Raw genomic sequence first — 18,628 nt, 5'->3', positions numbered from 1 at the left:
TGCGCGTCAACTCGCCAGCCTGTCGCGATCAAGGGTAACGCCAAGACTAGGCGCTCCCCTCCCTCCTCCTGCTAGATCGTTTCGGTCGTCTCGACCCGGGCAGCCTTGCGGGTAGCGTAGATGAAGGCGAGCACGAAACCGATCGCCAGCAGGAGCACGATGGTCGGGGCCGGAGCGCTGTCGATGAAGAAGGACAGGTAGACGCCGGCGAACGAACCGGTCACGGCAATGGCGATGGACAGGATCAGCATGGTGCTGAACTTGCGGGTCAGCAGGAAGGCGATGGCTCCCGGCGCGATCAGCATGGCGATCGAAAGGATGATGCCGACCGCCTGCAGGGCACCGACGATCGTCAGCGAAATGAGAGCTAGAAGACCGTAGTGCAGGAAATTGACCCTCAGCCCCACGGCCCTTGCCTGCGCCGGATCAAAGGCGTGCAGCAGGAAGTCCTTCCATTTCACACCGAGAATGCCGGCCGTGATCGACGCGATGACGGCCGCCTCGCCGATGTCACGCCAGGAGATGCCGAGCATGTCCCCGAACAGGATATGATCGAGATGCACGTCGGACTGGATCTTCACATAAAGGACGAGGCCGAGCCCGAACATGCCGGCGAACACGATGCCCATCACCGTGTCCTGTTTGATGCGGCTGTTTTCCTTCAGGAAGCCGGTGGCGATGGCGCAGAACATGCCGGCTGCGAAAGCGCCGATCGCAAGAGGCATGCCGACGATATAGGCGATCACCACGCCGGGAAACACGGCATGGCTGATCGCATCGCCCATCAGCGACCAGCCCTTCAGGACAAGGAAGCAGGACAGAAGCGCCATCGGCACGGCCATCAGCACCGAGATCAGCAGCGCGTTGACCATGAAGCTGAACTGGAAGGGTGAGAGAAGCGTATCGACAATGGTCATGGGGCCTCCTCCAGTGCCTGGGCTGCCCGTCTGCGCGCCGCCAGCATCCCGTGCTTCGGCGCCAGGAAGAATGCGATCAGGAAGATTGCCGTCTGGAGCACCACGATGATGCCGCCGGTCGCCCCGTCGAGGAAATAACTCGCATAGGCGCCGACAAAGCTGGTGATCGACCCGATGATCACGGCCAGAACAAGGAGACGCGGGAAACGGTCGGTCAGGAGGTAGGCGGTCGCGCCGGGCGTGACCACCATACAGACGACCAGGAAGGCCCCGACCGTCTGGAGCGCGGCAACCGTCGAAGCCGACAGAAGAGTGAAGAAGACGATCTTGAGCGCGGTCGGATTGAGCCCGATCGACCGGGCGTGGCTCTCGTCGAAGAAGGTTACCATCAGGTCCTTCCATTTGACGAGCAGAACAGCCAGCGACACGAAGCCGATGATGGCGAGTTGCAGCGTGTCCTCGGGCGTGATGGCGAGGATGTTGCCGAGCACGATCGTCTGGATGTTCACCGCCATGGGCCTCAGCGAGATCATGAACAGCCCCAGCCCGAAGAAGGAGGAGAAGATCAGGCCGATGATGGCATCTTCCTTCAGCTTGGTGCGCTGGTTGAGGAAAAGCATCGTGGCCGCGGCAAGCCCTCCGGAGAAAAAGGCGCCTATCGAAAAGGGAAGCCCCAGCATATAGGCGCCTGCCACGCCGGGAACGATGGAATGCGAGAGCGCATCGCCGATCAGCGACCAGCCTTTCAGCATCAGGTAACAGGAAAGGAAGGCGCAGACGCCGCCGACAAGGGCCGAGACCCACATGGCATTCAGCATATAGCTGTAGGAGAAGGGCTCCATAAGAACGGCGATCATTCGCGGCCTCCGCCTTCCTCGTCCGATGCGCGGTTGGTCGCCTTCCCGCCCCGAAGCACCAGGGGCCGCTCATCGTCACTGATCAGGCCGATCGACGTCGATCTTCCGTTCTGCGCGTCGCTGAGCACAAAATGACGCAGCACGCCCCCAAAGGTCTTTTCCAGGTTTTCCTGGGTGAAGGTCTCGACCGTCGGCCCATAGGCGAGCACCGTGCCCTTGATCAGGATGGTCCGGTCGCAGAATTCCGGCACCGAGCCGAGATTGTGCGTCGAGACCAGCATGACGCGGCCCTCGTCGCGCAGCTCGCGAAGCAAGCTGATGATCTGGTCCTCCGTCTTGACGTCGACGCCGGTGAAGGGCTCATCGAGCATGATGACGCGGCCGTCCTGCGCCAGTGCGCGCGCCAGGAAAATCCGCTTCTTCTGCCCGCCCGACAGTTCTCCGATCTGGCGCTTGCGGAACTCGCTCATGCTGACACGGGCGAGCGCCGTCGCCACGGCCTCGTGATCGGCGGCTTTCGGAATGCGCATCATCCCCATATGGCCGTAGCGGCCCATCATGACGACATCCTCGACGAGCACCGGAAAGTTCCAGTCGACCTCTTCCGACTGCGGCACATAGGCAACAAGGTTCTTGCGCAGCGCCTCCTTGACCGACATGCCGAGCACCCGGATGTCGCCTTTCGCCAGGCGCACAAAACCCATGATCGCCTTGAACAGCGTGGACTTGCCGGAACCGTTGACCCCTACCAGCGCGGTGATCGTTCCCTGAGGAATACTGAAGCTCGCATCCCGTATGGCCGTATGGCCATTGCGGTAGGTCACGGTCGCGCCGTCGACCATGATTCCGTCAGAGCCGGAAGGAGCATGGTTCGGCCAACGGGGTTGAGCATTCATGGGAAACATCCTCTTGAAAACGGCAAATGCACGCGCCCACCCGCCGGATCGCGAATGGGCGCACGACAGATATCACGGCGAGGCGGCCAGGCCCTTGGCGATGGTACTCGAAGTCACCTTCAGCAGATCGAGATATGTCGGAACCGGGCCATCCGCCTCGCTCAGCGAGTCTACATAAAGAACGCCGCCGTATTTGGCCCCGGTTTCCCGCGCCACCTGTTCGGCTGGCTTCGGCGAGATCGTACTTTCCGAGAAAACGACACCGATCCGGTTCTTGCGAACGGCGTCGATCACCTTGCGAACCTGCTGCGGCGTGCCCTGCTGGTCAGCATTGATCGGCCACAGATAAAACTCCTTCAAGCCGAAATCGCGGGCGAGATAGGAAAAGGCGCCTTCGCTCGTCACGAGCCACCGCTTGTCTTCCGGCACCCTGGCGAGTTCGGCCTTGATGGGATCTATGGCCGCCTTGATCTTCACCTTGTAGGCTTCCGCATTGGCCTTGTAGATCGCGGCATTCTTCGGATCGTACTTCACGAAGGCATCGCGGATGTTGTCGACATAGATCAGCGCCGCGGTGGGAGACATCCAGGCATGCGGGTTGGGCTTGCCCACATACGGGCCTTCGACGATGCCCATCGGCTCGACGCCTGTCGAGACCACGACGCCCGGCACGGCCTTCAGGTTCTGAAAGAACTTCTCGAACCAGAGCTCGAGATTGAGCCCGTTCCAGAAGACGAGCTTGGCGCCCTGCGCCCGCTGAATGTCGCCGGGTGTCGGCTGGTAGTTGTGGATTTCCGCACCGGGCTTGGTGATGGATTCGACGACCGCGGCGTCGCCGGCGACGTTTTTCGCGATGTCTGCGATCACCGTGAAAGTCGTCACCGCCTTGAACTTGTCCTGAGCCGATGCCGGCATGACCGCCAGAACGGCGGCGAACGCCGTTCCTATCATTCCAGTCAGGACCAGCCATCGTATCTTGTCAAGCATGCACGCCTCCTTTTGCGAATAAGACTTAGTTGCAATCAGTGCTCGGAATGGCCTCGTCGCAGCTCGGGGATCGCCTGCAACAACGATGGGCACTCTCGTTACATTCATATTCTGCAATTGCGAATGAATTGCAACAAGGATTCGCAGCGGAGGACAAAATGATTGCAGCCGTGCCTGACGGGATAACGTGGCGGCATCGGCGAAAGACGCCGACAACCTCGCTGGCTACGATGCCGTCATCACTTCGACGCCGCCCGGGGTTTAGATAAAACATCGGAACAAATTGGCTCTCGCCGCAGTTCCGTCGATTGTCGTGTGAGGAGGCACCATGACGGTCGATAAATCCAGTTCTCATGTTCGTTCGGAGGTCGTGGACCTGATACCTGCCCTCAGATCCTTCGCGCGGCGGTTTCACCGGACGCCGAGCGACGTGGATGATCTCGTGCAGGAGACCCTTCTCAGAGCGCTGGCTAACCTCGACAAGTTCCAGCCGGGCACCAGCCTGAAATCCTGGCTTTTCACGATCATGCGCAACACGTTCTGCACCAAATTCGGCCTTGCCAAGCGAGAGGTGATCGGTCTGGGAGAAGGCATTTCGGCACAGCCGTCGGTCCAGGCGCCCCAGGAATGGTCGGTCCGCGCCCGGGAACTTGAAAGGGCATTTTCGGAGCTGCCCGCTCATTATCGGCAGGCTCTGGATATCGTCCTGATCCAGGGGGAGAGCTACGAGGTTGCAGCACAACGTTGCGACTGCCCGCTCGGTACCATCAAGAGCCGGGTCAACCGTGCCCGAATCCACCTTGCCGCCCAGCTCGGGGAAAACAACTAATTACAATGCCGTAGTCGCGCCGCGATCCGGCGGGGATTGCGAAAAGATGTTCGGCACCGTCTCGGGCGAACGGCCAGCAACAGCAGGAGCGACCAAACCTCAGGCGCAGGCCAGGTGCGAGCAACAGTAAGGATCGCCCAACTTGAGGCCGCGGCGCCGGCTACCTCCCGTGGGAAGGTGTTCTCTACCGATGGTCGCACTGCCCCTGGTATTCATTGCCCGGGCGGGCGGGCGCTGACTTCCGACGACGAGGCACACACTCTTTCACGGCCTTCACGAATTCATCCGGATCGCACGGCTTGTCGATCCACCTGCATTTCGTGCCCATGTACGGGTGATTTCCACTGCCGTCCCGTTCTACCGAGTGGACGATATATGGAACGCCGCGCTGGTTGAGAACGGCGGCGATGGCGTCGCATGGCTCGTCTCTGAGCCGGGTTTCCATCACGGCAAGCTTAGGCGTGTTCTTCTGAAGCCATTCGGCCGCGGCAGCGCAGGAGGAGTGCGTGCTGATATTGTCAAACCCGGCCTGATGAAGCAGCTCCTCAATGTAAATGGCGATAAGAGCCTGATCTTCCAGCAGCAAGACCGGTTCGTGTCCCGGGTTCTCCATTTTTACGCCCTCCTGAAATGAAGAGCCATGAGATTACTCTTCATGGACAAAAAGGGGCGAAGCGTCTGCCAGCGTACGCAAAAACACCTGGAACAACAGGATGCTATAGAATCGACAACCGTCCGTCAGTTCTGGGCATGGCGGCCGGAAGCTCTCGGCTCCCGCCCGACCTCAGCGAGAGCCATGTCCGCCGCAGAACCCCCAGAAAAGCGAAACCGACTGATAGCCTTGTTGCCGGACGACGAGTTCCATAGCGTCGCCGCCGCGCTTGAGCCCGTCGATCTCGACAGAGGTTTTATCATCGTCAAGGCAGACAGGCCGATCGACTATGTCTATTTCCTCTGCAACGGGATCGGGTCGGTCGTCACCATCTCGTCGGACGGTCAGCGGGCTGAGGCTGGAATGTTCGGCCGCGAGGGTTTTTCGCCGACCTCGGCCGGCGTCGGCGGCACGATCAGCGTTCATGAGGTGCTGATGCAGGTGGAAGGGCATGGGTTTCGCATGCCGCTCGACGCCGTCATTCGGGCACTCTCGCAGCATCCCGTTTTTGCCAATCTCCTCGCCAGATTTATCCAAACCTTTGCCTCGCAGATATCCTACACGGCGCTTTGCAACGTTACCTATCAGGTCGATGAACGCCTCGCTCGTTGGCTGCTGATGTGCCACGACCGTGTGGACGGCGACGAGATCGCGCTGACGCACGATTTCATCTCGTTGATGCTCGGCGTTCGCAGACCGAGCGTCACCACCGCCTTGCATGTCCTTGAAGGCAAGAAACTCATCCGTGCGGAACGCGGCCGCATCACCATCCGGGACAGGAAGGGAATGGAGGAGTTCGCAGGCAACGCCTACGGCAAGCCGGAAGAGGAATTCCGTCGCCTTATCGGCGAATTCTGAACCGGTCTCAGCGTTTGAGCTGGCCTTCGATCACCTCGTGGAACGAGATGACCAATTGTAGCGCGTCTGCTTCGTCGCGTACTTCCATATGCTCGTTGAGGATCATCAGGCCTCTCTTGATCTTTGCCGCCACTAGTTCCCGGACGGCATTGACGGCGCTGACCCGCGCGTCGTCGAGGCTGGCGAACTCGTCGCCTTCCTCATCGAGGACCGTCTCGTCATTCCGCCGGATATGGAAGAAGTAGCGTGTCATGTCGGTTCGCCCGGTGAGTGACTGCCTGCCCTGCCTGAAAGCTCGATCGACGGCAAATCTAACGCATCTGATGCGTCAGAAAAGGTCTCTCATCAGACGCCGGTATTCCTCTTCCGGCCTTCCATACGCATCATGCGCAAATTCTTCGAGAGCGGCCCGGTTGCGAATGGTAATGTGACCTCTCTCGGACTTGATGAATCCATTGCCTTCAAGCACGTGCAGAGCCGTCGTCACGCTCGGCCGGCGGACGGCCAGCATCAACGAGATGAAGTCGTGAGTGAGGTTGATTTCATTGCCAGGCACACGGTCATGACACATCAGCAGCCAGCGGGCCAATCTTTCGGTGACGTCATGTATGGCGTTTGACGCGGCCGTATAGGCGAGCTGAATCGAAAACGCCTCCAGCGAGCGGATCATCACCTTGGAAAGGCTCCTGTTCCGCTCCATCCAGCCGCGGAACGCATCGTAGTCCATCCTGTAGCCATCGCCCTCCAGCTGGATGCCGACGTCGTGCGCGTTGATCTCCGCGCCCGCGACAGCCGAGGTGGGGACATACCCATCAAGGCCAAACAGGCCTGCTTCGGCGCGATGACCCTCGGGCGTCGTCGCGACGACGGAACCTATCCCGGACGTGAGAAAATAGACATATTTGATGGGCTTTCCCATTTCGCCGAGCAAGCTTCCTCTTGGAAGGACGACATGGGCCAGGTCCGGCGCAATCTGGTCGTAGTCGGCTGGAGGAAGCAACGCCAGAAGCTTGTTCGGCATATTGAATTGCAGAGGCGCGGCCATGTGTGCTTCCCACGATTGGGGGCAAGAGCACACTGTAACCCTCAGCCGTTCGCGCCCTGTTTAGTCTGCGAACGATAAAATGAAGTCTACTCCTTTGGATCTTCACCAGCAAGCTTTGCACGCTGGCGCGTCAGGTAGGGATGCACCAAGCGGCCAGCACTTCGACTGTCCGCTACCGTACCGGAACGACATAACAGCCTGCTGGATTATCTGGCGTAAGGAGGGAGCAGCGAATGACCGTCGTCCCGGGTGCGCCAAGTCCCAATAGCCAGGAAGATGTGAATCCTAAGATCGACGATCTCGTCCCCTGGGTCCGCCGTATGGCACGTCGTTTCGTCCGCTCCGACAGGGAAGCCGGTGCACTTGCCGATCGAACGATCATAGAGGCAAAACTTCAACGTCCTCTGGGACAAACGAGCCAGGCTCTTCGCCTCCAGCTGTTCAGGCTGATGCTAAAGAATTTCGCGGCACATTCGTCGACCGAACGAAATCAATCCTAGTGCCGGACGCCGCTGTCGTATTGTTGAAGCAGCTCTTCGACAATGTCTTTGATATCTTCAGGCCGAACTCCGAGCACGTAAGGGCCCTTATGTCCAAGAACCAGCTCTTCACGAACCACGAAGACAAAGGGAACCGAAGCCGCTTCAAGCTGCTCGGATATCCGAAACATGAAATTGGCATCCTCCGTGGCATCGATCAGCACGCCATGGGCAGCCCGCACGAGGCCCATTTCGAAAGCCGACGGCAAAACGGGGCCTCGCAACCCGACCCCCGCTTGTTTCCAGGCATCGCGAATTTCGGAAGAAACGATGTTCTTGTTCCCGATGACGATCATTCGGTACGGCTTCACCTGTGATCCTGCTACGAGCGAGGTTTCTACTCATCCATCACTTACCTACCGCAAACTGTGGTGGAAGTCGGAAGTTCGCTGACAGGTCCACAATTTTCGCAAGCGCCGCAATGGTCGCGGACTACCGCACCTTCGTCAACGGCAATCACACCGTCGTCTTCCCGGCAAGCCCGGGTTCCTATGCCTCCGAGCGCATGGGATAGACATGACCATTGTCATCGAGGGAAAGCCCACCGCCGCCGTGATCAGACCAACGGAGGGTGGTTTTGCAAAGTTTGAGTTGACCGTTTTCGATGGCGAGGCGACAGTTCAACCTGCAGCAAGGCAGGAGGAAAAACGATGGACGAGACAGATCGCTGGCGCCACATGGCAAGCGCACCGAAGGACGGTAGCCGGATCTTGGTCACCATCCGGCCGTCCGAACAGGGGCCGGCAGAAGTTGACCTCGCGTACTGGTCGAATGGCGATCAGTTCGGTGGAGAAGGCTGGCGCGCCTCTGACTCCTCGCCCGGCCACATCATCGAATACGCCGAGCCGGAACTGAAGTGTTGGATGCCGATGCCCTCGGCCAGCCTCAATCGCCTTTCGCTGCCCTCACCCTGGGAAGGCCGCGACACACAGCAGTTCGACGGGTCAGGGATTTAGGAAATGGCGCTGACGTCCGCTGTCATCTGCGCAGCGGAAGACGTTTCTTCTCGAAGTCGCAGAAACAGCGGATGCGTCGCATAGTCGCCGGTCGAAACTATGTGGCGCTCGAAGACTTGCCGTTTTGGCTCCCGCTCCCGCCTGGAGGGACCTTTTCGCCGATGAAGCCGAGGTATGCGCGATGCAACTTTTCCACTCCTTTGGCGAGTTGATCGACAGACATGGAGGCATAGCCAAAGATATATCCGGCTCGTTCATCAGCCGGCGATGAGAACAGGCGAGCGATGGGATAGATTCCAATGTCGTGGCTTCGAGCGATATCCGCGAAACGCGCCTCTTGTCGGCCGGAAATGGTGTTGAACCACACGACGACGTGAAGTCCCGCAGTCGTGCCGACGATCTCGATGTCGTCCACAAAAGCGCTGGTCATCGACGCCAAGAATACGGCGCGTCGCTCAGCGTTAAGCCTCCGCATTTTGCGGACATGCCGCTCGTAGGCACCGGTCTCGATCAGCGCGGCGAGAGCCTCCTGTTCGAACGTGGATGTGTGGCGATCGGCAATCCGCTTGCATTCGATAAAGGCCTCGACGAGTGGATGCGGAATTATGACGTATCCGAGCCTGAGCGTCGGCGACAGGGTTTTTGAGACCGTTCCGACATAGATGACGCGGCCTTGCCCAGAGAGATAAAGGGGCGGAATGGGGCTGACATCGTACCGATACTCGCTGTCGTAGTCGTCCTCGATGACATAAGCCCTCGCCGACATGGACCACTCCATCAAGGCTTGGCGATGCGCAGCGGGTAAGACTCCTCCCAGCGGAAACTGGTGGCTCGGCGTCACATAGGCGACTGCGATGTCGCCAACCTCAGGAAGCTTCGTGGTATCTATGCCCTGAGCGCCACAAGGTACGGCAACGATGTTTGCTCCGACGGCATGCATCACGTTCTTGGCCATGGCATAACACGGGTCTTCGACCACGACACGATCGCCGGGATTGACAAGAACCCGAGCGCATAGGTCCAGCGCCTGCTGCGATCCGTTGACAACGATGATCTGGCCGAGATCGCAGCTGATGCCCCTTGACCGCCAGACATAGCCCTGCAACGCCTCCCGCAAGGATCGGCTTCCTGCTGGATCATCGTATCCCAATCTGTCGCGATGCCTGAGGAAGGCGGTATTCAGCGCTTTTCGCCAGGGGGCCTTGGGAAAGTCCTCTGCCGCAATATCGCCGTAGCGGAAATCGAATTTGAGCGGCAGCCTCCCGGCGATGCTGTTCGGCGGCAGAGCCATCGCACGAGTTGCATAGGCGGAAAGCCGGCGAGCGGGGATCGCCGAACGGTCGGGCGGAGCAACCTGGCTCAGCCGCCCTGCTGAAGCGACACACGCTTTCCGTCCCTGCTGCACCCGGACATATCCCTCCGAAACAAGCTGGCCGAAGGCGGCGGTCACCGTCGTCCTCGAAACACCCAGTTCTTCCGCAAGCGAACGGCTTGAAGGTAGAGCGTCACCGACACCATAGACACCAGCTTCGATCTGGTTGAGCAGGGAATGATAGATACGGCGCGTCGCTCCGGTCCTGCGAGACCCTTGCCTGTACTGGACCAATGAAAATCTCCCAAACTGGCAGTTTAGTTTGTGCCAATGAACTGCAATAGGTCGCTTGCAGTCAAGACAATCGTCACCGGTAGCAATTGCATCTTTCGGTGCTGGATAAGGTTTAAAGGGCTTCAAGGAATGAATTCCGACCTGCATCAACTGCTCATAGTCTATGCAGCATATGTCATCGCCGCGGGTAGCCCCGGCCCGAGCAACATGCGCATCATGGGCGTGGCGATGGCGCGCGGCAGAGGCGCTGCGCTCATGCTTGCCTCCGGCGTTGTCAGCGGCTCGATCTTCTGGGGTCTGATGGCCTCGACGGGTATCTCCGCCTTGTTGGCCAGGTACGCCGAGGCCCTGATCGCTCTCCAGATTTTCGGGGGCTTGTATCTGCTGTTCCTCGCCTTCAAGGCGGGACGTTCGGCGCTGATGTCGAACGAGAAGCTGGCGGCGCGCGTGTCGGCGGATGAAGTTGCTCTTTCTCGGGCCGCGCTCTACCGGCGGGGCCTCCTGATGCATTTGGCGAACCCGAAATCCGTGCTGGCATGGATCGCGCTGGTCACGTTGGGCATCGGCCCGAGTTCTTCGTGGGAAAGCATCGCCGCTATATTGGGTGGCTGCGCCGTCTTGAGCGTCGCGATCTTCTGTGGCTACGCCATTGTCTTCTCCACAGCGCCGATGGTGGCTCTGTACCGCCGCTGCCGCCGTTGGATCGAAAGCCTGCTGTCGCTGTTCTTTGCGTTCGCGGGGCTGCGCATGCTGCTCTCCCGTATTTAGTTTGAAAGGTTGGATCATGACTTTGTTCAATGGCCTGTCTGCGTTCCCCCTGACCCCGACCGATGCTGAAGGGCGCGTCGACGCCGAGGCGCTGGCCCGTTTTCTCGAGCGTATCCATCACGCGGGTGCAGATTCCATCGGGTTGCTCGGCAGCACGGGTGGCTATGCATACCTCACGAAGGAAGAGCGCAGGCGTGCCGTCGCGGTTGCCGTTGAATGTATTGGCGGCAAGACGCCTCTTGTGGTGGGTGTAGGAGCATTGCGCACCGACGACGCTCAGGCTTTGGCGCGCGATGCCAAAGCCGCTGGCGCCGACGGTCTGCTCCTGGCGCCCATGTCATACGTTCCCCTGCACGAGGACGAAGTCTTTCAGCACTTCGTCGCTGTGGCCGAGGCGGGGGAATTGCCTTTATGCATCTACAACAATCCAACCACTACGCGCTTCACGTTCAGCGATGCGTTGATCGCCCGGCTGTCGGCGGTGTCCAACGTGGTCGCGGTGAAAATGCCCCTGGCGGCAGGTGGCGATTACGCCGGGGAACTCGCACGCCTACGGCAGGTCACCCCTGACAGGTTCACGATCGGATATAGCGGCGATTGGGGGGCGGCCGATGCCTTGCTTGCCGGATGTGACACCTGGTACAGCGTTGCGGCAGGCCTGCTACCGGGGCCGGCGCTTGCCCTGACGCGTGCAGCGCAGGCCGGCGACATTGTCGAGGCCGCGCGGTTGAACAAGGCTTTCGAACCGCTCTGGACCTTGTTCAAGCGCTACGGCAGCTTCCGCGTTATGTTCGCCATTGCGGGCCTTCTGGATCTGGCGCACATCCAGCCGCCGCGTCCGGTGTTACCGTTGCCGAAAGACACCGGAGATGACGTCAGGCTCGCATTGGATATCCTCGAGGTCGCGGCCCCGCAGAGGTCTTGATGTGCCGGACGTGGGTTCGGGGACATCGTCCATCTCTGCCTTTGCTCAGCGGCGGTTCCGATCTAGGCCAGATGGACGGACCAAACTGCACGTTTAACCACTGCGGCATCGGCTTCAGAGAGAGACGTATCATCAAGTTCTCAATCGTAAGCAGGTAGCCGGCCAGGGATCGTCGATCGTCTCGCCCCCGGCCAAAGCAGTCCTCATTCTCGGAAGACTCTTAATGGTTTGGCTGCGACGAATGCCTATTCTCCCTAAACCTTTTGATGCTGTTGCCAGGACGGTTCAAAGCGATACGATCACTTGCGATACGGAGATAACCTAGGGTTCGGTTCGGAAAGCGACCGACCTTGGGTTTTGTCGTAACTTACGAAGCACGGCGAAGGCTCGACCCTTGGGACGGATGGAGCGCGTGCCTTCGAACAGGCCGTTCGGCAGATCCGTCGCTGCATTGCATGCCTTGCTACCCATAGCGACCATACACAGTCCCCCAATGCGTCCTGACGTGAAGCACGTTCGGCTCCACGCAACGAATGAAAGGGATCAAGATGGAAAGTCTACAGGCATATTTTCTGAATTTTCCGCAGTTCGCCACTACATGGGGGATTTTCTTCGGCGCGGGATTGCTGAGCTTCTTCTTCCTGCTGTGGAGAGACAGCTCGGACTTTTCATTCCGGGAAATGTTCGAGCACTGCGTGCCTTTCAATGTGCTCACATCGAAAAGTTTCCACATGGATGTCATCATCTATGTCTGGAGAAAGCTGACGGATCTCGTCTTCATCGCCCCGGGCCTCGCGGCCATGGCTCTGGTTTCCAGCGCGGTAGTCGGCATTTCTGGCGACAGAGACGCGTCATTGCAGAAATTCAATAGGTTCAAGGCCGCCTATTTCGATCCGGTCATGAGGAGTTGGAAGGCGATCGTCGCACAGGTGCGCCCCGGCGCCGGCAACGACAGGTATCGCGCATGAGTTTGGAGCCCATCGGAATATTTACGCTCGTTCTGGGGCTCTACTGTCTATTCGCGGGATACCATGCGAGCATCGTCGTGTTCATCGGCCTTTCCGTTTTCGGTGCTGCAGCCGCGATCCTGGCGGGTTCCGCAAACATCCAGCCGGCACACCTCTTTCTCGCATTCCTTGCCCTTAGCGTCCTGACCTATCGAGACAAGTTCAGCATCGCGCTGAAGGCACTGTCCTTCCCTAATCCCGGGTTCTGGCTGGCCTGTCTGCTGATCTACGGAACAGCGTTGGGTTTTTTCGCGCCGCGCCTGCTTGCCCGCATCACGGACATCATCCCGCTCGGCGCTTCCGAATATCCATCCACCGGCAGCACCGTGCCTTTGGGGCCGGTCTCCAGCAATTTTACCCAGGCGGTCTACGTTTCCGCAGATCTTCTCACCTATGTCCTGATCCTGGCGATCGGATCCACCATGGCCGGCTTCAGGGCGATCATCGTCGGGGTGCTGGTATTCGCCGGCGCGAATGCCTTCTTTGCTCTGCTCGACATCGCGACCTATGGCACTGGGGCTCAAGACCTCTTTCTCTACATCCGCAATGCCCAATACACATTTCACGATGATGACGTCGTAGCCGGTGTCAAGCGTATCGTCGGCTCATGGCCGGAGGCGTCGGCATTCGCCGGCATCAGCCTCGCCGCCGTCGGGTTTACCGGCACGCTGTGGCTCTGCGGGCGCAACCTGAGATGCAGCGGCGCACTTTTTCTTGTCACGACCCTTCTGGTGATACGGTCTACGTCGTCGGCAGGCCTATTGGCTTTGCCGCTTTGCTTCGTGATCTTGTATATCACCGCCGTCTTCCGCTGTGGCGGGCAGTCCGGAGCCCGGAACAGTTCGGCGATCGTGCTGTTTGCGCCGCCGTTGATTTGCCTCATCGCATTGGTGATTGCCATCAACGATGCACTTTTCCGGCAGCTCTACGACTATTTTGACCTGCTCATCTTTAGCAAGTCCACGTCGCATTCCGCGGTAGAACGCAGTTCCTGGAACACCTATGGATACCAGAACTTTCTCGATTCCTACGGTCTCGGAGTTGGCCTCGGCACCTCCCGCACATCAAGCTTCCTGTTCGCCCTGCTCTCCAATGTGGGGATACCCGGAACGATCATGTTTTCGCTCTTTGCGATCTCGGCATTCTCGAAACGGCGCGGGATGCGACGCACCTTCACCTCGGATGTCCGGCTTGCCGCGCGCAACGGCTGCGCCTGCCTGATGATCGGCGCCATGGTTGCGGGGCCGACCGTCGATCTCGGCCTTGTGTTCTTCATCCTGGCCGGCCTTTCGAGCGCCGAGCCGGAGCACGAAACGGTGACTGTTCCGGCGACCCGCTACGTGACCGTGAAGGTGAGTTGATTGGCCGCCTCAAGCTTGTCCGTCAGGCATACACCCGGAAATAATCGACCCGCATACGTGTGAGCGTGTCCGCGGGCAAGAGTGGCTGCGGATAAGCAACATCCGAACGCAGGGCAAGCGTGAGGACCGGCCAGAATACATCCTGCTCGGCATCGAGTTGTGCGGAGCGGGTGATCGTCCAGACCGCGGGCATTCCGGTCCTGGTATCAATGATGGGCTGCCGTTCGAAATAGATAGTGCATTCGGTGTCGGTGACCAGCACCCCGTATCGGCAATAACCGGCGGTCATATCGATCGGCGTGGGCACGCCGGTTCCTTCACTGTGCTCGCCGGGTTGCCCCCATTCGTGCAGATAGGCCCCGTAGAGCGTGGGTTCCCAGCCCTTATGCTCGACGACGTCGATTTCGATGCTCGTCTGAGGACGCAGGATGCTGCGTCCATTCATCATCCAGAAAGCCGGCCAGCTCAACGGGTGTCTTGGAAACAGCATCCGCGCCTCGAAATAACCGCGTCGCCAACCTTTCAGGATCGTGCCATCGCGCTTGGCCGTCTGAATATTGCCCGATATCCATTGAAACTCGGCGAGGTTATTACCGTAATAATGGGGGACCTTCATCGGTTGTCCAATGTGCTTTGCAGCCACTTCCAACGCCTTGCCATCGCTCGCGTTCGGGTCGTCGACAATCGCATAGGGATTGAAACCCTCTTCGCCGCTATCTCTCGCGAAGGCCGAACGGCCGTAAAAGCCCGGCTCGGAGGTCGTCGGCTTCGGACCGGCGCTCCAGGTCGACCAATCGAGCCTGGTGAAATTATCCTCAAATATCAGGGCTCGCCCGCTGGTCGGGTCCTCCAGGCGAGCTGATGCCTTCGATCGCCAAAGGAGACCGCCGGCGAGGACCGCCGAGGCCAAGGCGCCGACCGCGAATGAGCGACGGGACAATAAAGTCGTCATGATCCACCTCACGTCGTTTCATTCAGGCTGACCCGCAGAGATCTATGCCGCTGCCGCACTCCGCAACGCCTTGGCATGCACCTCAAGCACCCGCTCCGGGCTGTAACAGTCAATGAACTCCTGCCGGAAGCTGGCATGGGCCTGCTCGGCGCGCAGATTGTCGCAATAATAAATCATCGCGTTCACGAGCTCTTCGCTTCGATCTACCGGCACGAGCAGGCCGAGCCTGCTGTCGACGAGGATATCGCTTGGGCCGAATTCGCAATCGGTCGCGATGACGGGCAGACCAAACCGCAACGCTTCACAGATCGCCAGCGACCACCCCTCCCATCGGGACGTGGAGACATAGACGTCACTTGCCACCAGCGCGGGCTGGGGATTATCGGGATGGTGCTCCAGGCTTACTACGTCCGTGAGGCCCCGGCGGTCGATCTCTGCCCGCAAGGCCGTCTCCCCGTCGCCATAACCGACGATTTTCAGCAGGACATTGCTGCGTTTTTTCCGCAGCTCGGAAAATGCGGCCAAAAGAATGTCCTGGCCCTTTTGGAAGGAAAAGCGACCGACATTGATGAAGGTGACATTATCGTCGACGCGCGCCCGGTCGGCATCGGAAAGGTCAAACTTTCGCACGGGGTTCGGCACCCAGTAATGCGGGCGCTTGTTCTTGAACATCGCGTTGAATGCAGTGAGCTGCCGCGGAGAAGTTCCGAAAACCGAGGCGATCTTCGGAAGAAAAAGCGTCTTCATCAACAGGAAGAGTATCTTGGCCTTGATGTGGCTGCGCTCCCGCTTGGGATTGCCGTGAAGATGGACGGCAAACCGGCGCCGGATGCCGATGCAGGAGGCCATGCAGATCACCGTCGGCTCGATCTGCGGCACGACGATCAGGTCATAATCCTTGCCCGCAATGACTTCCCGGAAGTTGCGCATCAGTTCGATCCGGCTCGAAGCCACACGATCGATAATGGTGTAACTCCTGCTCTCCGTCGGGCGATTTTTGTGAACCGAAGTGTAGAGGACGTCCACCTCGAAGTCGCTCCCATACCGATCCATCAAACCGGAGCAGATCGTATCCACGACCCTCTCGATACCGGCGAAAGCGCTCGTCCCCGGTTGGACGTAGAGGATCTTCAAAGGTGTATGGGGACTAAGTCTTTCGAAGTATGGTATTGTTGCCATTTGCATATACCTTAACCTCTTTGAATTTTCCCGAAGACCTAGTATAGTAAGTGGAATCTTCCGTAGAAGATCTAAAGCATCATTGCAATAATTTTAAGTCAAAAATGGCGGAATACAAGAATTATTTGATATATATATCAATAACATTGCTACAATGTCGACGAAACTGCAACTGCAAAGGTTTTCTGGGCGCCCGTCATCGAGCTAACGGTGGCCTTTGGAGGAACTGTACTTCCGTTGCCATCCTGCGACATCTGCATTGTCGGGTCGGGACCAGCCGGCACCACGCTTGTGCGGGAATTGTCGAATACAAACTTGCGCGTCACTCTTCTGGAGAGCGGCGGCAGGCACTTTCGTCCACTCCCGTAAACCGAAACGGTGCTCGCATAACAGAAGGCGGCAATACTCTCACGCTCGCAGGCTGGCGCAAGTTATCGGGTGGCCTCGACATTGACCCGTCTGGTTCAAGATCTGTGCCATCGATCGGCCTTGAGCGTCTCATTCTCCGGAGTATTTCGAATTCGCGCCCAGCGAGGATTGTTCCCGCCCGTTTACCCGCCTCCGGACATAGAGCAGATAGAAGATTCCATTCATGGCGACACAACCCGCCTCAAGCGCCACCGCCACCAGGAACGCCCAGGTCAGCGCATCGGATATCGAATTATCGAGAACAATTGCGGTTGTCGCCCAAACGATGATGACTGCCAGAACGAAAAGCGTGAAGATCAAAATTGGCAACCGGGCTGCGCAAAGCAAGCCGATGATGAATGCAATGACCAAGACCCAAGTCATCAGCGTCCTTTGACCAGTTTCGTCTCCGGTATTTGAGAATTTTATTCTAACATGTGCTGAATGTTCCTAGCAAGCGGGAATCGGCGGGCTTCCGGCTCCCAGCCGGATGGCTATTTTGTGCTGTCGGATCCGGCTGCGGTTTAGAAATTCTTCGGCCGAATATCTCTTGCTCGTCTTTCCACCCGCACGACGTCGCCCGGACCCACCTCATCATTGTCACTGACGACCAGGGTCCGCATCGCTCCATTGATTGTCCGATTGACCTTGATGACAAACGCTGGCTCGCCGTCGGCTTCCAGAGCGGCAAGGGCGGCGGGAGCGCGCAGTTCGATGTTTGCCAGAAGCGCACGCGCCGTTTTCGCCTTTTCGGAATTGGCCGCCAGCCGATCCCGCAGGTCCACAGCCTCGGTAAGCGCGTCACCTCTGTATTTCTGGCGAAAATCGCCCATTTCCTGATCGAGTTTGGCGAGATCCTGCTGCGTCTTGAGAATTGCAAGCGAGACATCCAGGCTGCGGCTTTCGAGATCCGCGAGGCTTTGGTTTGCGCCCAGTTGCCGAGACGATACCGTCAGCCCCTGGGACACCATCTTGTTGACGGCGTTCAGATCCTTTGCCGCCATTTCGGTCTGCCTGGCGAGCGAGCTTTCCTTGAGCCGCAGGGTTTCGAGCTGGTTCGTGGCCAGAATCTTGGCCTGACCAAGCCTGTCGAGTTCCGTGTTCATCAGGTGCAGCCGGGTCTCGAACAATGCCTGCTCATCCTGCATCACGCGTGCCAGCGCCGGTCGGGAGGCTTGCGATGTCAGATCCTGCGGGAACGAGATCGAAGTCGCGCCGGCCAGAAGCGCCTCGACACGAGCTTGACGCGCCAGAAGGCCATAATGTTCGAACTCCAGTTGGCCGAGGTCCCCGTGACTAACCAGCGCATCGCGCTGGAGAGCGAGCATTTCAGGATCTCCCTGCCCGAGCCCGCCAGCCATGCTGATTGCCTGGATCACCGTCAGGCCAGGCACATAGCCATATTTCCCCGGCTTGGACACCAAGCCGGTGACGAAGAATGGCCGGTAGACCGAGACCTCCACGGAAGCATTGGGCCGCTTCTGCAGACCGACCTGTTTCTGAAGCTGCTCCCCGATCAAGCCTGATACGTCATCCAGCGTCTTGCCGGCGACCGAAACGGTGCCGATGATCGGAAGCGATAACGTACCTGCCGCGGAAACGGCGAATTCACCTGTCAACGGCACCCATTCGAACGCCACTCCGGCATTCGGCCGCCATTCGAAAACGCGAATTTTAAGGACGTCCTGCGGCCCGAGCGTATAGTCGGCCGCGCCTGCCGGATTTCCCGGAGAAAAAACCGCAAACCAGGCCATCAGCGCCAGGAGAAACTTGGCCAGGTAACGCAGCCGGGAGGCTGGCGCGGCCGATGCTCTGACATGCATCGCAAACGGGCGCTGCAAGAAACTCAGTCGCTGCATCCGGTCACTCCTGTTTCTCCAATTGGC

Annotated in this window: 22 protein-coding genes; 9 read left to right on the top strand and 13 right to left on the bottom strand. The window is 59.0% G+C overall.

Going from position 1 to position 18,628, the window contains the following annotated elements; all coding sequences use genetic code 11:
* Window positions 1–71: 71 nt before the first annotated feature.
* The 4 genes from C5J22_RS27010 to C5J22_RS26995 all read right to left on the bottom strand — a co-directional run bounded on the left by C5J22_RS27010 (window position 72) and on the right by C5J22_RS26995 (window position 3,621).
* Complete coding sequence (locus C5J22_RS27010) at window positions 72–917, bottom strand: metal ABC transporter permease (protein ID WP_105440761.1); 846 nt, start codon at window positions 915–917, stop codon at window positions 72–74.
* Complete coding sequence (locus C5J22_RS27005; protein WP_105440760.1) at window positions 914–1,774, bottom strand: metal ABC transporter permease; 861 nt, start codon at window positions 1,772–1,774, stop codon at window positions 914–916. Before C5J22_RS27005 ends, C5J22_RS27010 begins: the two co-directional genes overlap by 4 nt.
* Window positions 1,771–2,670 (bottom strand): manganese/iron ABC transporter ATP-binding protein, encoded by a 900-nt coding sequence (locus tag C5J22_RS27000; RefSeq protein ID WP_105440759.1) that lies wholly within the window; start codon window positions 2,668–2,670, stop codon window positions 1,771–1,773. Before C5J22_RS27000 ends, C5J22_RS27005 begins: the two co-directional genes overlap by 4 nt.
* A 72-nt stretch (window positions 2,671–2,742) precedes the next feature.
* Complete coding sequence (locus C5J22_RS26995; RefSeq protein WP_245440553.1) at window positions 2,743–3,621, bottom strand: metal ABC transporter substrate-binding protein; 879 nt, start codon at window positions 3,619–3,621, stop codon at window positions 2,743–2,745.
* A 364-nt stretch (window positions 3,622–3,985) separates the two neighbouring features.
* Here C5J22_RS26995 and C5J22_RS26990 point away from each other — a divergent pair, with 364 nt between their 5' ends.
* A complete protein-coding gene (locus C5J22_RS26990) occupies window positions 3,986–4,486 on the top strand; it encodes a sigma-70 family RNA polymerase sigma factor (protein WP_105440757.1) in 501 nt (166 codons plus the stop codon).
* Between the two features lie 184 nt (window positions 4,487–4,670).
* Here C5J22_RS26990 and C5J22_RS26985 read toward each other — a convergent pair whose 3' ends face one another.
* Window positions 4,671–5,099, bottom strand: coding sequence for a response regulator (locus tag C5J22_RS26985; RefSeq protein ID WP_105440756.1), 429 nt, complete (start codon window positions 5,097–5,099; stop codon window positions 4,671–4,673).
* 183 nt (window positions 5,100–5,282) lie between these two features.
* Here C5J22_RS26985 and C5J22_RS26980 point away from each other — a divergent pair, with 183 nt between their 5' ends.
* On the top strand, window positions 5,283–5,996 hold the full coding sequence (locus C5J22_RS26980) for a Crp/Fnr family transcriptional regulator (RefSeq protein ID WP_105440755.1): 714 nt from the start codon (window positions 5,283–5,285) through the stop codon (window positions 5,994–5,996).
* A 7-nt stretch (window positions 5,997–6,003) separates the two neighbouring features.
* Here C5J22_RS26980 and C5J22_RS26975 read toward each other — a convergent pair whose 3' ends face one another.
* Both C5J22_RS26975 and C5J22_RS26970 read right to left on the bottom strand, forming a co-directional pair.
* Window positions 6,004–6,249 (bottom strand): hypothetical protein, encoded by a 246-nt coding sequence (locus C5J22_RS26975; protein ID WP_105440754.1) that lies wholly within the window; start codon window positions 6,247–6,249, stop codon window positions 6,004–6,006.
* Window positions 6,250–6,324: 75 nt separating this feature from the next.
* On the bottom strand, window positions 6,325–7,041 hold the full coding sequence (locus C5J22_RS26970; protein ID WP_105440753.1) for a Crp/Fnr family transcriptional regulator: 717 nt from the start codon (window positions 7,039–7,041) through the stop codon (window positions 6,325–6,327).
* 233 nt (window positions 7,042–7,274) lie between these two features.
* Here C5J22_RS26970 and C5J22_RS26965 point away from each other — a divergent pair, with 233 nt between their 5' ends.
* Window positions 7,275–7,541 (top strand): hypothetical protein, encoded by a 267-nt coding sequence (locus C5J22_RS26965; RefSeq protein WP_105440752.1) that lies wholly within the window; start codon window positions 7,275–7,277, stop codon window positions 7,539–7,541.
* On the opposite strand, the gene C5J22_RS26960 is transcribed toward C5J22_RS26965, so the two are convergent.
* Complete coding sequence (locus tag C5J22_RS26960) at window positions 7,538–7,876, bottom strand: hypothetical protein (RefSeq protein ID WP_105440751.1); 339 nt, start codon at window positions 7,874–7,876, stop codon at window positions 7,538–7,540. The genes C5J22_RS26965 and C5J22_RS26960 overlap by 4 nt on opposite strands.
* A 354-nt stretch (window positions 7,877–8,230) precedes the next feature.
* Between C5J22_RS26960 and C5J22_RS26955 the strand changes: the two genes are divergently transcribed.
* Window positions 8,231–8,536: a hypothetical protein gene (locus C5J22_RS26955; RefSeq protein ID WP_046604592.1), complete on the top strand. Its 306-nt coding sequence runs from the start codon at window positions 8,231–8,233 to the stop codon at window positions 8,534–8,536.
* A gap of 97 nt (window positions 8,537–8,633) precedes the next feature.
* On the opposite strand, the gene C5J22_RS26950 is transcribed toward C5J22_RS26955, so the two are convergent.
* The gene (locus C5J22_RS26950; RefSeq protein WP_105440750.1) at window positions 8,634–10,142 is read right to left on the bottom strand and encodes a PLP-dependent aminotransferase family protein; all 1,509 of its coding nucleotides are present in this window, start codon (window positions 10,140–10,142) and stop codon (window positions 8,634–8,636) included.
* Window positions 10,143–10,271: 129 nt separating this feature from the next.
* Between C5J22_RS26950 and C5J22_RS26945 the strand changes: the two genes are divergently transcribed.
* From C5J22_RS26945 to C5J22_RS26930, 4 genes are all read left to right on the top strand, one after another.
* Entirely contained in the window at window positions 10,272–10,910 is a 639-nt protein-coding gene (locus C5J22_RS26945) for a LysE family translocator (RefSeq protein WP_105440749.1), read from the top strand.
* Window positions 10,911–10,926: 16 nt separating this feature from the next.
* A complete protein-coding gene (locus tag C5J22_RS26940) occupies window positions 10,927–11,835 on the top strand; it encodes a dihydrodipicolinate synthase family protein (protein WP_105440748.1) in 909 nt (302 codons plus the stop codon).
* A 548-nt stretch (window positions 11,836–12,383) separates the two neighbouring features.
* A complete protein-coding gene (locus C5J22_RS26935) occupies window positions 12,384–12,803 on the top strand; it encodes a hypothetical protein (RefSeq protein ID WP_205837228.1) in 420 nt (139 codons plus the stop codon).
* Window positions 12,800–14,203, top strand: a complete 1,404-nt coding sequence (locus tag C5J22_RS26930; RefSeq protein WP_105440746.1) for a hypothetical protein — start codon at window positions 12,800–12,802, stop codon at window positions 14,201–14,203. The genes C5J22_RS26935 and C5J22_RS26930 overlap by 4 nt, the downstream gene beginning before the upstream one ends.
* Window positions 14,204–14,225: 22 nt before the next feature.
* Here the strand turns inward: C5J22_RS26930 and C5J22_RS26925 are convergent, their stop codons facing one another.
* The gene (locus C5J22_RS26925) at window positions 14,226–15,155 is read right to left on the bottom strand and encodes a family 16 glycosylhydrolase (protein WP_105440745.1); all 930 of its coding nucleotides are present in this window, start codon (window positions 15,153–15,155) and stop codon (window positions 14,226–14,228) included.
* Between the two features lie 42 nt (window positions 15,156–15,197).
* Window positions 15,198–16,340, bottom strand: coding sequence for a glycosyltransferase (locus C5J22_RS26920; protein WP_105440744.1), 1,143 nt, complete (start codon window positions 16,338–16,340; stop codon window positions 15,198–15,200).
* A gap of 204 nt (window positions 16,341–16,544) precedes the next feature.
* Between C5J22_RS26920 and C5J22_RS32120 the strand changes: the two genes are divergently transcribed.
* On the top strand, window positions 16,545–16,703 hold the full coding sequence (locus C5J22_RS32120) for an NAD(P)-binding protein (RefSeq protein WP_371412674.1): 159 nt from the start codon (window positions 16,545–16,547) through the stop codon (window positions 16,701–16,703).
* Between the two features lie 129 nt (window positions 16,704–16,832).
* Here C5J22_RS32120 and C5J22_RS26915 read toward each other — a convergent pair whose 3' ends face one another.
* Together C5J22_RS26915 and C5J22_RS26910 are read right to left on the bottom strand one after the other, a co-directional pair.
* Entirely contained in the window at window positions 16,833–17,126 is a 294-nt protein-coding gene (locus tag C5J22_RS26915; RefSeq protein WP_105440743.1) for a hypothetical protein, read from the bottom strand.
* A 140-nt stretch (window positions 17,127–17,266) separates the two neighbouring features.
* Window positions 17,267–18,601, bottom strand: a complete 1,335-nt coding sequence (locus C5J22_RS26910; protein WP_371412673.1) for a polysaccharide biosynthesis/export family protein — start codon at window positions 18,599–18,601, stop codon at window positions 17,267–17,269.
* Window positions 18,602–18,628: the final 27 nt, after the last annotated feature.

Origin of the sequence: Neorhizobium sp. T25_13 (assembly GCF_002968675.1) — a bacterium.
Taxonomy (GTDB): Bacteria; Pseudomonadota; Alphaproteobacteria; order Rhizobiales; family Rhizobiaceae; genus Neorhizobium; species Neorhizobium tomejilense.
This window is presented reverse-complemented; position numbering and strand designations above follow the sequence as displayed.

What these genes read in the sequence shown, in the direction of transcription:
- C5J22_RS27010 (WP_105440761.1), bottom strand. Translation starts at nt 917, where the DNA reads ATGACCATTGTCGATACGCTTCTCTCACCCTTCCAGTTCAGCTTCATG.
- C5J22_RS27005 (WP_105440760.1), bottom strand. Translation starts at nt 1,774, where the DNA reads ATGATCGCCGTTCTTATGGAGCCCTTCTCCTACAGCTATATGCTGAAT.
- C5J22_RS27000 (WP_105440759.1), bottom strand. Translation starts at nt 2,670, where the DNA reads ATGAATGCTCAACCCCGTTGGCCGAACCATGCTCCTTCCGGCTCTGAC.
- C5J22_RS26995 (WP_245440553.1), bottom strand. Translation starts at nt 3,621, where the DNA reads ATGATAGGAACGGCGTTCGCCGCCGTTCTGGCGGTCATGCCGGCATCG.
- C5J22_RS26990 (WP_105440757.1), top strand. Translation starts at nt 3,986, where the DNA reads ATGACGGTCGATAAATCCAGTTCTCATGTTCGTTCGGAGGTCGTGGAC.
- C5J22_RS26985 (WP_105440756.1), bottom strand. Translation starts at nt 5,099, where the DNA reads ATGGAGAACCCGGGACACGAACCGGTCTTGCTGCTGGAAGATCAGGCT.
- C5J22_RS26980 (WP_105440755.1), top strand. Translation starts at nt 5,283, where the DNA reads ATGTCCGCCGCAGAACCCCCAGAAAAGCGAAACCGACTGATAGCCTTG.
- C5J22_RS26975 (WP_105440754.1), bottom strand. Translation starts at nt 6,249, where the DNA reads ATGACACGCTACTTCTTCCATATCCGGCGGAATGACGAGACGGTCCTC.
- C5J22_RS26970 (WP_105440753.1), bottom strand. Translation starts at nt 7,041, where the DNA reads ATGGCCGCGCCTCTGCAATTCAATATGCCGAACAAGCTTCTGGCGTTG.
- C5J22_RS26965 (WP_105440752.1), top strand. Translation starts at nt 7,275, where the DNA reads ATGACCGTCGTCCCGGGTGCGCCAAGTCCCAATAGCCAGGAAGATGTG.
- C5J22_RS26960 (WP_105440751.1), bottom strand. Translation starts at nt 7,876, where the DNA reads ATGATCGTCATCGGGAACAAGAACATCGTTTCTTCCGAAATTCGCGAT.
- C5J22_RS26955 (WP_046604592.1), top strand. Translation starts at nt 8,231, where the DNA reads ATGGACGAGACAGATCGCTGGCGCCACATGGCAAGCGCACCGAAGGAC.
- C5J22_RS26945 (WP_105440749.1), top strand. Translation starts at nt 10,272, where the DNA reads ATGAATTCCGACCTGCATCAACTGCTCATAGTCTATGCAGCATATGTC.
- C5J22_RS26940 (WP_105440748.1), top strand. Translation starts at nt 10,927, where the DNA reads ATGACTTTGTTCAATGGCCTGTCTGCGTTCCCCCTGACCCCGACCGAT.
- C5J22_RS26935 (WP_205837228.1), top strand. Translation starts at nt 12,384, where the DNA reads ATGGAAAGTCTACAGGCATATTTTCTGAATTTTCCGCAGTTCGCCACT.
- C5J22_RS26930 (WP_105440746.1), top strand. Translation starts at nt 12,800, where the DNA reads ATGAGTTTGGAGCCCATCGGAATATTTACGCTCGTTCTGGGGCTCTAC.
- C5J22_RS26925 (WP_105440745.1), bottom strand. Translation starts at nt 15,155, where the DNA reads ATGACGACTTTATTGTCCCGTCGCTCATTCGCGGTCGGCGCCTTGGCC.
- C5J22_RS26920 (WP_105440744.1), bottom strand. Translation starts at nt 16,340, where the DNA reads ATGCAAATGGCAACAATACCATACTTCGAAAGACTTAGTCCCCATACA.
- C5J22_RS26915 (WP_105440743.1), bottom strand. Translation starts at nt 17,126, where the DNA reads ATGACTTGGGTCTTGGTCATTGCATTCATCATCGGCTTGCTTTGCGCA.
- C5J22_RS26910 (WP_371412673.1), bottom strand. Translation starts at nt 18,601, where the DNA reads ATGCAGCGACTGAGTTTCTTGCAGCGCCCGTTTGCGATGCATGTCAGA.